The sequence below is a fragment of the Halorubrum sp. Ea1 genome, assembly GCF_002252965.1.
Taxonomy (GTDB): Archaea; Halobacteriota; Halobacteria; order Halobacteriales; family Haloferacaceae; genus Halorubrum.
This window is the reverse complement of record NZ_NHPG01000057.1, coordinates 1-1,118: the sequence shown is the minus strand read 5'-3', so window position 1 is coordinate 1,118 and position 1,118 is coordinate 1. Positions and strand designations below refer to the sequence as shown.

The following is a 1,118-nucleotide window of genomic DNA, read 5'->3' as shown; positions in this document are numbered from 1 at the left end:
CTCCTTGATTCTCCGTAATCGCCGTGGCCACAGGAGGCCCCACCGCACTCATCGGAGTGACGGGTCTTGTCATCTTCCCGCCGTCGCTCGCACTCGCTACCGGGTTATGGACTGGATCGCCTCGGCTGTTCGAAGCGTTGTATCTCGGAATTTGGTACGTCGGTCTGCTCAATGGCGGGTTCGTCGCTGACTTTGCCGGCGTCACCGCTCGGGGCACGTCGTTGGGAGTCCCAGTTGTCTTCGCCGCCGTCGGTGTTGGTCTTGTTGTTGTCGCCGCACAGACACGGCGGGTGTACACGAATCTAGGCTAGCTTCGTTCAAAAATTCGCCGCTAGTTATCTTGGGCTCCCCTCCTCTGATTACGAATGTTTTATTTTCTCTCACGCAACATCAGCAGCGCCCACAATCCCCAGGTCGTTGGCACAGAGAGCGCAAGCCCATTCAACGGCGAATACACCACAGTTCCAATAGCGAACGTCGCCACCAACCAAACCAGCAGCGCCAGCTCTTTCGATTGTATCTCCCCCAGCATCCCGGATAGATACTGATGCGTTTGATTCAAAATTGTACTGTCGCGTTTCAGCGCCGGAAACGCAGGTCCCTAGTCTACACGGCTAGTGTGATGAGATCACATTCGCGGGTTTCGCCGTGTCTCACTGACTACCGTTTCAATCTGACTCTCACGTGATCACAGAGAAACCGGCCACATATTAGCAGATCCACAGTTCGCCCGACTGATCCAGAAGCGTCGCGTTTCTCGTCCAGAGAACCAGCCATGGACTTATCTACTACGGAACGAACCGGCAGATATGGCCCTCCACCTCAGCCATGCGATCAGTGACGGACTACGACGGACGCTCAGCAAAACCGGTGGGATACTGTTCATCGGATTGCTGATCGTTCTGCTCTGTTGAATCCGCAGAAGGCGACGGGATAGCGTCGCTCTGAAGGCCGTAGCGAAGCGGAAGAGTCGAATGTGTCTACCCTACTCTTCCGCTTCGTTAAGCAAGCCGCGTCGCTGGCTCAAGAGCGCTGTGCCGCCAGTCCAACGGCGGTGAGTGATCCGACTGGCAACGGATTTCCCGGCTGGAAGCATGTAACGCTCCACTTTTTGCGGG

The 1,118-nt window shown here is 56.2% G+C and carries 1 pseudogene; it reads left to right on the top strand.

What is annotated here, in order from left to right:
• Nucleotides 1–976: 976 nt before the first annotated feature.
• Nucleotides 977–1,118, top strand: a pseudogene (locus DJ73_RS20930) (IS5/IS1182 family transposase); the annotation flags it as partial.